The following is an 8,886-nucleotide window of genomic DNA, read 5'->3' on the forward strand; positions in this document are numbered from 1 at the left end:
GCGCGGCTTCGAGCAATTCCGCCTCGGCGCCGAGGACGTCCATCGCCAACTTGCCGAGGCTGGCGTGCCAGTTCGACCAGAACAGCTTGTAGATGGTCGCCTCTTTGCGCAGTGAACCGTCCTGGCTACCCGAGAGCATGCGCAGCGAGTTGTAGCGCATGATCCGCAGCCCGCTCCAGGCCTCGGCCAGGCGTTGGCGCAGGATCGGGTCGCGGTCGGCGCCATTGGACTTGGCGATGGCGATGATTTCGTTGAGTTCGTTCTGGAACTGCATCTGCTGGCCGAGGGTCGAGACACCCCGCTCGAAACCCAGCAGCGCCATGGCGATCTTCCAGCCTTCGCCCGGCGCACCGATGATGTTGGTGGCATCGGTGCGGGCATCATCGAAGAACACCTCGTTGAATTCCGAGGTGCCGGTCAGTTGCTCAATCGGGCGAACGCTGATTTCAGCCTGGGCCATCGGCACCAGCAGGAACGACAGACCGCGATGGCCGACGCTGCCCGGTTCGGTGCGGGCGATGACAAAACACCAGTCCGACTCGTGGGCCAGGGAGGTCCAGACTTTTTGCCCATTGATCAGCCATTGGCCGGTCGCTTCATCCAGCGTTGCACGGGTCTTGACGTTGGCCAGGTCGGAACCGGCGCCCGGCTCTGAATAGCCCTGGCACCAGAACGACGTACCGCTGACGATCCCCGGCAAAAAGCGCTGTTGCTGTTCGACCGTGCCGAATGCGGCGATGGTCGGCCCGGCCAGGCCTTCGCCGATATGGCCCATGCGGCCAGGGCCGCCGGCGCGGGCGTACTCTTCGTTGAAGATCACCTGCCGGGTGATCGACAGGCCGCGCCCGCCATGCTCCGGCGCCCAGCCGACGCAGGTCCAGCCGCCTTCTGCGAGCTTGCGCTCCCAGGCTTTGCGTTCTTCGGGAAACATGTGCTCATCGCCCGGACCACCGCGAAAACGCAGGGCTTCGAACTCGCCGCAGAGGTTGGCGCTCATCCAGTCGGCGACTTCCCGACGGAAGCATTCGTCCTGCTCGCTGAAACTGATTTTCATGGCTGCTCTCCCAGAATCACCGAAGCAATGCGCTCGCGATGCCAGGCCGGTAGCCCGAGGAAACTCTCGCTGGCGCGGGCGCGTTTGAAGTAGAGGTGCGGGTCGTATTCCCAGGTGAAACCGACGCCGCCGTGCAACTGGATGGACTCGGAGGCGCAGTGGAAATAGGTTTCCGAACACTGCGCCTTGGCCAGCGCCGCCGCCAGAGGCAGTTCGGCCGCGACCTGAGGATCACTTTGGGGATCGAGGACCTCTTGGGCCACGCACGCGGCGTAATAACTGGCGGATCGCGCGCATTCGACTTGCAGCATCATGTCGGCGGCGCGGTGTTTGAGGGCCTGAAAACTGGCAATCGGACGACCGAACTGCTGGCGCTCCTGCATGTAGGCCACGCTGAGGTCGAGCACCTGTTGCGCGCCGCCGGTCTGCTCGGCGGCCAGACCGATGCAGGCCAGTTGCAGGGCGCGTTCAAGGTGCGACCAGCCGTTCCCGAATTCTCCCAGCAGGCAGTCGGCTTCAAGGTACAGGCCCTTGAGCTGGATCCGCGCCTGGCGCCGGGTCTGGTCCATGGTCGGCAGCATTTGCCGTTCGATGCCTGCGCTTACGGCGTTCACGGCAAACAGACTGATGCCTTTTTCGCCGGTGGTTCCGGGTTGTCGTGCGGCAATGATCAACAGGTCGGCGCCATGGCCGTCGAGCACATGCTTGAGGGTGCCGTCGAGGACGAACCCGTCGCCTTCGGCCACCACCGTTGCCTGGACATCCTCGGCGGACCAACCGTTGGCACTGCTGAACGCCAGGGTCCCGGTCACGCTGCCGTCTGCAATCGACGGCAACCAGCGCTGCTTCTGTTCATCATTGGCCGCCAGCAACAGTGCTGGGGTGGCCATGCAGGCGGTGGCGAAAAACGGCGAGCACAGCAAGCGCCGGCCCATCTGTTCCAGCAGGATCGTCAACTCGACAAAACCCAAGCCCAGGCCACCATAGGTTTCGGGGATGTGAATCGCCGGCCAGTACATTTCCTGGCACAGACGCTGCCAGAGGGCTTCGTCGAAACCCCGCTCGCTGACCATCGCCGCGCGCACGGCGGCTGAATCCGAGACATCGGCGAGGAAACCCTCGGCCGATGCGCGGATCATTTCCTGTTCGTCGCTGAATGCAAACTCCATCGCGGCGCCTTCTGCTCGTTTGGCGGGGCGCGCGTGGCGCAACACCCCTTTGAGCATGAAGTTTGGCGCTGGCCGGACGCGGCAGAATCGTTAGCCTTGCCTAGTCCGAACGGGCGATGTCAAAGTGCGCTTACGCAAGTGAAAAACATGAATCGGCTAAGGATGCAGAACCATGAGCACTGAGCAAGAGACGACTTTCGACGAGCCGCGGCTCAACAGCACGGAAATCCGCATTCTGGGATCGTTGATCGAGAAACAGGCCACCAGCCCGGAAACCTATCCCCTGACCCTCAATGCCCTGGTGATTGCCTGCAACCAGAAAACCAGCCGCGAGCCGGTGATGAACCTGACGCCGGGCCAGGTCGGCCAGAGCCTGCGTGCCCTCGAAGGACGCGGTTTCGCCAGGCTGGTGATGGGCAGCCGCGCCGACCGCTGGGAGCACAAGGTCGACAAGGCCCTGGAACTGGTGCCGGCGCAAGTCATCCTGACCGGGCTGATGTTTCTGCGTGGTCCGCAGACCGTCAATGAACTGCTGACCCGTAGCGGCCGCATGCATGAGTTCGAAGACACCGAACAGGTGGTGCATCAACTCGAACGCCTGATTGCCCGGGGTCTGGCGGTGCTGATTCCGCGTCAGGCTGGCCAGCGCGAAGACCGATACACCCACGCCCTGGGCGACCCGGCGGATATCGAAGCGATCATGGCGGCAAGGAACAACCCGGCCGAGCGTGGCAGCAGCGGGGTTTCGGTTGAACGCATCGAAGAACTGGAAGCGCGGATTGCGGCGCTGGAAGAAAGGCTGGCTCGGCTCGAATAACCTGGATGTTTGCCTGGCAAAAAAACCTGTAGGAGCGAGCCTGCTCGCGAAAAACGTCCAGACGACGCGCTCATTCAGACAGCACGCGTTATCGTTGACGTCCATCGCGAGCAGGCTCGCTCCTACAGTAGCTTGAGAGGCTGCGCCTATTCGCCGTCCCAGTAATCCACCCCATCGGCTTGCCGGGCAACGGCAACAAAGCCTGACGCATTACCCTCGGCATCCACCTTGAAATCATCCATCACGGCATACTTGCCGGAATCCGGGTACTCACAGATCTCCGGTGATTGCTGGGTGCTGACGGCCAGGTATCGCAACTCGCCGTTGCTGGTATTGATGATCTGGTGCGCCTTTTCAGGCCCGCCCGGTGGACAGGCGATCACATCACCGGTGCGGATCGGAAAACGTTCGGTTCCCAGGCGGACCTCTCCTTCCCCGGCCACAACGTAGAACATTTCCTCATTGACCCGATGACTGTGGAACGGGCTGCCGCGCATGCCTGGCTCCAGCGCATACAGGCGATAACCCAGCTTTTGCGCCCCCAATTGCTGACCGACTCGGGCCAGGCGCTGTTGATAGCGCCCGGCGGTTTCACCGCCCGGCGCAAACGCTTCGGGCAGCGCTTCAAGTTCGACCGAATCCAGATTGAGAATGGGGGGATGCATGGACAGCTCCTAGCTGCGGGCAAACGCCACGGCCTTGTGAAATTGCTCGTCCGTCGGACGTACGCCGGTATAGAGCACAAATTGCTCCAGTGCCTGGATCGCGATCACTTCCAGTCCGGTGATGACCCGCTTGCCTTCGGCACGAGCACGCACGATCAACGGTGTTTCCGAGGGAATCGCCACCACATCGAAGACAGTTTCCGCTTTTTCGATCACATCAGACTCGAAGGCCAGTTGATCGGCCTCAGGTCCTCCCGTCATGCCGATCGGGGTGACGTTGACCAGCATTTGTGGGCGACGATTCCCCAGCTCGGCCTGCCACTCATACCCCAACGACTGTGCCAGCGCCTGCCCGGCGCGCTCGTTGCGGGCCACGATCAGGCCGTTTTCATAGCCGCCATCGCGCAAGGCGCTCGCCACGGCCTTGGCCATGCCGCCGCTGCCGCGCAAGGCAAAGCTCGAGTCCTTGGGCACCTGGTGTTTTTCAAGCAATTGGGCCACGGCGATGTAGTCGGTGTTGTAGGCCTTGAGATGTCCGTCGGTGTTGACGATGGTGTTGATCGATTGAATGGCGGCGGCAGACGCGTCGAGTTCATCCACCAGGGCAATGCAGGCTTCCTTGAACGGCATCGACACGCCACAACCACGAATCCGCAGGGCGCGAATGCCGGCGACGGCACCCGTCAGGTCCTGGCTGGCAAAGGCCTTGTAGTAAAAATTCAGACCCAGCTGTTCATACAGATGATTGTGAAAACGCAGACCAAAGTTCCCGGGGCGTCCTGAAAGGGACATGCACAGCTGGGTGTCTTTGTTGGGGTTCATCTGCATGGGCAAGCTCCTTCAAATGCACTTTTCGGATGGACGGGATTAGCCCTCCATCGGGTTCTGATCGATCATATAAGTGTGTTAACGCGGCCTTACAGGGGACGGTAAGAAAGTCGGTACAGACCTTACACAAAATTTACCTCGCCGCCGTGCTGTTTTTCGAAAAAAAGCTGTCTTAGAAGTATCCCCGCGACAATCCCTGGGTCTATTGCAGATACAGGCGCCGGGTGGAAGAACCGAGGAACTATCATGATCCGTAAAGTCCCCACAGTAGCCTTGCTGATCGGCACCCTCGCTATCGCAGGACAGGCGCAAGCCGGTGGTGGTAATGACGCCGCGGTATTTGGAGCGATCGTTGGTACTGCCATCGTCGGCTCGGCTCTGATCAACGCCAACCGCCCGGTCTACGTCGCACCGCAACCGGTCTACTACCAGCCCGCGCCGGTTTATTACGCACCACCGCCTCCGGTTTACTACCAGCCGGCCCCGGTCTACGTGCAGCAACCGATCTACTACCGTCCGGCCCCGGTGTACTACGGTCCACCCCGTGGTTACTATGGCCCGCCACGGGGCTACTACGGCCACGGCCATGGCCGCTGGTAACGAACTCATCAAGCCCCGCTGAAACTGCGTAATGCTGTTCACTTAAGGAAGTTGTAGGAGCGAGCTTGCTCGCGATGAACCTGAGAACACCGCGGGGTATCAGGTTTGCAGCGTCATCGTTGACGACCATCGCGAGCAAGCTCGCTCCTACAGAGGACCACATTCGCTTAACTGAACAGCATTACGCTGAAACAGCGGGGCTTTTTTATGCCCGTTTGTCGGTGCAGGTCTGAATAAATCTCGCCAAGGTCGCTATCGGGACAATGCCCGTGGCTGAAACGGGCAAGATGGACTCGAGCCGATTTCTGCCGTGTGGCAAAAAACGGTCATATTTTTGTCATGACAGTTCCGCAAGCTCGCTGCTGTCCGTCGAAAACAGATTGATAACAACAAGGACGACCACATGCCAACGCAAAACCCGCACCGCATCGTCGGTCTGTGCACCTCCGGCAAGGTGTACAACGCACTGACCGAACTCAAGCACCTGGAAGGTCATCGCAGCGCCAAGTTTCTCTCGCTGCTGGCGCAAAGCCTGGTGCGCAAGGGCCTGCTCAACGAGCAGGAAGTGGTTCATATGCTTGATCAGGTGGTCAGCTGACCGTCCAAGGGTCGTTTACCCCCTCTGGCATCAATGACCACTATCGAAAGCGTTGATTACTCCTCAAGGCACCCGGACCTTACAGTAACTCCACAGATTGATGGAGGTACTTGTCATGTCAAAGGTTCAGATCATGTCCGTTATCGGCAGCGCCGTCCCCGCACAGCTCAGGGAGCTGGGCATGCTCGCCTGCTGGTATCTGGTGCAGGACGGCGTGCAGATCAGCGGCCCGCTCACTTCACTGCCCGCCGCCCGTGAACTGTCGCAACGCATCGGCACCGGCCAGTCCGGCAGGCTCAGCGCCTAAGGCAGCTGCATCCGCGGTTTGGTTTCAACGAAAATGGCCCAGCTCGACATGAACAGGGCCGCGATCAACGGGCCGATGACAAAGCCGTTCAACCCGAAAATCGACAGGCCGCCGAGGGTCGAGATCAAGACCATGTAGTCCGGCATTCTGGTGTCCTTGCCCACCAGCAACGGCCTGAGCAGGTTGTCCACCAGCCCGATCACGAAGACCCCGAACAATACCAGCACCACGCCCTGCCAGATCGCCCCGGTGAACAGGAAAAACGCCGCCACCGGCAGCCAGACGATTCCCCCCCCCACCGCCGGCAGCAGCGACAGAAACGCCATCAACACCGCCCAGAGCAATACGCTGGGAATGTCCAGGAACCAGAAGATCAGACCGCCCAGCGCGCCTTGGGTAATGGCCACCAACAGGTTGCCTTTCACCGTGGCCCGCACCACATGATTGAGCTTGAGCTGCAAACGGCGTTTCTGCTGCTCCTGCAACGGCACCGCCTGGCGTACCTTGCGTGCCAGTTCCGCACCGTCGCGCAGGAAGAAGAACAGCAGGTACAGCATGATGAAGATACTGACGATGAACTCGAACGTACCCTGGCCGAAACTGAATGCATGAGAGGCCAGCACCTGTCCGCCGGTCATTGCGCTCTTGACGATTTTCTCTCGCAGCCCGCTCAACTCGCCCATGCCGAAGCGATCCAGCAGATACTGGAAATACGGTGGCAGGCTGTGCTTGAACTGCGACACGTACCCGGCGATGTCGAGTTCACCGCTCTCGACGCGTTTGTAGAGTACCGCCCCCTCCTGAACCAGCAAGGCGCTGATGGTGATCACCGGCAGAATCGCGATCACCAGGCAAATGCTCAATGTGCACAGCGACGTGAGGTTGCGTGGCCAGCCGAACTTCAGTTGCAGTCGACTCTGCAGTGGCGCAAAGACAATGCCAAGGATCACCGCCCAGAACGCTGCGCCGTAAAACGGCAGCAGGATCCAGATGAAGGCAGCGCTCACCAGCACCAGCAAAACCATCAAGGACTTGTCTTGTAGGGTCGTTTCGTTCATGTCCGATCCGTGCCAGCCAGTCAGGACGAAAAACTTTCGTCTTGATGTTTAGTCCGCCACGGCTCGCGCGAGTGCCATCGGTTTGTTGATCAGGCATAGATCCAGGTCAATAAACCCTTGGCACAGGGCATTTACCCTGTGCGGCTTTTGCGACCGACACTGCCATGAACCTCACCGCGCCAGAACTGCTCGCCCCCGCCGGCACCCTGAAAAACATGCGTTACGCCTTCGCCTACGGCGCCGATGCGGTGTACGCCGGCCAGCCGCGCTACAGCCTGCGGGTGCGCAACAACGAATTCGACCACGCCAACCTGGCCCTCGGCATTCGCGAGGCACAGGCCCGGGGCAAGCGCTTTTACGTGGTGGTGAACATCGCGCCGCACAACGCCAAACTCAAGACTTTCCTCAAGGACCTTGAACCGGTGATCGCCATGGCCCCGGATGCGCTGATCATGTCCGACCCTGGCCTGATCATGCTGGTGCGCCGGCACTACCCGCAGATGCCGGTCCACCTTTCGGTGCAGGCCAATACGGTGAACTGGGCGAGCGTCGAATTCTGGCAGCTGCAAGGCTTGAGCCGGATCATCCTGTCGCGGGAGCTGTCCCTGGAAGAAATCGCCGAGATCCGCGAGCAAGTGCCCGCCATGGAACTGGAAGTGTTCGTGCACGGCGCGTTGTGCATGGCCTATTCCGGTCGCTGCCTGCTGTCGGGCTACATGAACAAGCGTGACGCCAATCAGGGCAGTTGCACCAACGCTTGCCGCTGGAAATACTCGGCGCAACCGGCCACGGAAAACCAGCTCGGCGAGATCGTCCAGACCTTCGATCCCGAACCGACCCTGGGCATCGGTACGCCCACCGATCAGGTGTTCCTGTTGCAAGAAGCCAATCGTCCCGGCGAACAGATGCCGGCCTTCGAAGACGAACACGGCACCTACATCATGAACGCCAAGGACCTGCGCGCCGTGCAGCACGTCGAACGCCTGACCCACATGGGCGTGCACTCCCTGAAAATCGAAGGCCGGACCAAATCGCACTTTTATTGCGCGCGCACCACCCAGGTGTATCGCCGGGCCATCGACGATGCGGTGGCGGGCCGGGCCTTCGACCGCGACCTGATGACCGACCTGGAGTCCCTCGCCCAGCGCGGCTACACCGAAGGTTTTCTGCGCCGGCATGTGCATGACGAATACCAGAACTACCAGAACGGCAGTTCGGTCTCGGAGCGCCAGCAGTTTGCCGGTGAACTGACCGGCCAGCGGCGGGATCGCCTGGCCGAGGTCAAGGTGAAAAACCGCTTCGGCCTGGGCGATCACATGGAACTGATGACGCCCAAGGGCAACTTCCACTTCGATCTGCATCAATTGCAAAACGCCAAGGGTGAAGCGATCGAAGTTGCACCGGGGGATGGGCATACGGTGTATTTGCCGATTCCGGATGCGGTGGATCTGGAGTTTGGTTTGCTGATGCGGGACGTAGGTGTGAACTGACCTTCAAATACACACAAAACCCTGTGGGAGCGAGCTTGCTCGCGATAGCGGAGTGTCAGTCACTTTCAACGTTGACTGATGCACTGCTATCGCGAGCAGGCTCGCTCCTACAAGGAAATGCGTCAGACAAATTCCTCGCGCAGCATCGCCACAAACGCCTCACGCGCCGGATGCACCCCGGCGTTTTCATGCCAATAGAACAGGTTGTCGACGGCGGTCAGTTCGGGGAACTCAAACCCCGCGCACCCGGCGCCTTTGGCGTATTGATCGAACACGCCTTTGGGCACCAGCGCCACGCCG

At 60.6% G+C, this 8,886-nt stretch carries 10 protein-coding genes and 1 pseudogene; 5 read left to right on the forward strand and 6 right to left on the reverse strand.

From position 1 onward, the window contains the following. Both BSF44_RS28670 and BSF44_RS28675 read right to left on the reverse strand, forming a co-directional pair. The coding region (locus BSF44_RS28670) for an acyl-CoA dehydrogenase family protein (protein ID WP_095946366.1) at positions 1–1,054 on the reverse strand (1,054 nt) is incomplete at its 3' end. Beyond that, positions 1,051–2,223, reverse strand: a complete 1,173-nt coding sequence (locus tag BSF44_RS28675; RefSeq protein WP_095946367.1) for an acyl-CoA dehydrogenase family protein — start codon at positions 2,221–2,223, stop codon at positions 1,051–1,053. The genes BSF44_RS28675 and BSF44_RS28670, both read right to left, overlap by 4 nt. A gap of 172 nt (positions 2,224–2,395) precedes the next feature. Between BSF44_RS28675 and BSF44_RS28680 the strand changes: the two genes are divergently transcribed. Beyond that, positions 2,396–3,040, forward strand: coding sequence for a YceH family protein (locus BSF44_RS28680; protein ID WP_095946368.1), 645 nt, complete (start codon positions 2,396–2,398; stop codon positions 3,038–3,040). A 146-nt stretch (positions 3,041–3,186) separates the two neighbouring features. Here the strand turns inward: BSF44_RS28680 and BSF44_RS28685 are convergent, their stop codons facing one another. Next, entirely contained in the window at positions 3,187–3,705 is a 519-nt protein-coding gene (locus BSF44_RS28685) for a cupin domain-containing protein (protein WP_095946369.1), read from the reverse strand. Between the two features lie 9 nt (positions 3,706–3,714). Then, a complete protein-coding gene (locus BSF44_RS28690; protein WP_095946370.1) occupies positions 3,715–4,533 on the reverse strand; it encodes a shikimate 5-dehydrogenase in 819 nt (272 codons plus the stop codon). 246 nt (positions 4,534–4,779) lie between these two features. Between BSF44_RS28690 and BSF44_RS28695 the strand changes: the two genes are divergently transcribed. The 3 genes from BSF44_RS28695 to BSF44_RS28710 all read left to right on the forward strand — a co-directional run bounded on the left by BSF44_RS28695 (position 4,780) and on the right by BSF44_RS28710 (position 6,038). Then, positions 4,780–5,133: a hypothetical protein gene (locus BSF44_RS28695; RefSeq protein ID WP_095946371.1), complete on the forward strand. Its 354-nt coding sequence runs from the start codon at positions 4,780–4,782 to the stop codon at positions 5,131–5,133. A gap of 403 nt (positions 5,134–5,536) precedes the next feature. Continuing rightward, entirely contained in the window at positions 5,537–5,731 is a 195-nt protein-coding gene (locus tag BSF44_RS28705) for a hypothetical protein (RefSeq protein ID WP_095946372.1), read from the forward strand. A gap of 115 nt (positions 5,732–5,846) precedes the next feature. After that, complete coding sequence (locus BSF44_RS28710) at positions 5,847–6,038, forward strand: hypothetical protein (protein ID WP_008004165.1); 192 nt, start codon at positions 5,847–5,849, stop codon at positions 6,036–6,038. Here the strand turns inward: BSF44_RS28710 and BSF44_RS28715 are convergent. Beyond that, positions 6,035–7,096 (reverse strand): AI-2E family transporter, encoded by a 1,062-nt coding sequence (locus BSF44_RS28715; RefSeq protein WP_095946373.1) that lies wholly within the window; start codon positions 7,094–7,096, stop codon positions 6,035–6,037. The genes BSF44_RS28710 and BSF44_RS28715 overlap by 4 nt on opposite strands. 164 nt (positions 7,097–7,260) lie before the next feature. Here BSF44_RS28715 and yegQ point away from each other — a divergent pair, with 164 nt between their 5' ends. After that, entirely contained in the window at positions 7,261–8,586 is a 1,326-nt protein-coding gene (yegQ, locus tag BSF44_RS28720) for a tRNA 5-hydroxyuridine modification protein YegQ (protein WP_095946374.1), read from the forward strand. Between the two features lie 122 nt (positions 8,587–8,708). On the opposite strand, the pseudogene BSF44_RS28725 reads toward yegQ, so the two are convergent. Beyond that, positions 8,709–8,886, reverse strand: a pseudogene (locus BSF44_RS28725) (LysR family transcriptional regulator); the annotation flags it as partial.

It is taken from the genome of Pseudomonas sp. ACN8, assembly GCF_002303925.1.
Classification (GTDB): Bacteria; Pseudomonadota; Gammaproteobacteria; order Pseudomonadales; family Pseudomonadaceae; genus Aquipseudomonas.

Excerpts from the sequence above, each read along its gene's own strand:
- BSF44_RS28685 (WP_095946369.1), bottom strand. The coding sequence starts at position 3,705 with ATGCATCCCCCCATTCTCAATCTGGATTCGGTCGAACTTGAAGCGCTG.
- BSF44_RS28715 (WP_095946373.1), bottom strand. The coding sequence starts at position 7,096 with ATGAACGAAACGACCCTACAAGACAAGTCCTTGATGGTTTTGCTGGTG.
- BSF44_RS28680 (WP_095946368.1), top strand. The coding sequence starts at position 2,396 with ATGAGCACTGAGCAAGAGACGACTTTCGACGAGCCGCGGCTCAACAGC.
- yegQ (WP_095946374.1), top strand. The coding sequence starts at position 7,261 with ATGAACCTCACCGCGCCAGAACTGCTCGCCCCCGCCGGCACCCTGAAA.
- BSF44_RS28710 (WP_008004165.1), top strand. The coding sequence starts at position 5,847 with ATGTCAAAGGTTCAGATCATGTCCGTTATCGGCAGCGCCGTCCCCGCA.
- BSF44_RS28695 (WP_095946371.1), top strand. The coding sequence starts at position 4,780 with ATGATCCGTAAAGTCCCCACAGTAGCCTTGCTGATCGGCACCCTCGCT.
- BSF44_RS28690 (WP_095946370.1), bottom strand. The coding sequence starts at position 4,533 with ATGCAGATGAACCCCAACAAAGACACCCAGCTGTGCATGTCCCTTTCA.
- BSF44_RS28675 (WP_095946367.1), bottom strand. The coding sequence starts at position 2,223 with ATGGAGTTTGCATTCAGCGACGAACAGGAAATGATCCGCGCATCGGCC.
- BSF44_RS28705 (WP_095946372.1), top strand. The coding sequence starts at position 5,537 with ATGCCAACGCAAAACCCGCACCGCATCGTCGGTCTGTGCACCTCCGGC.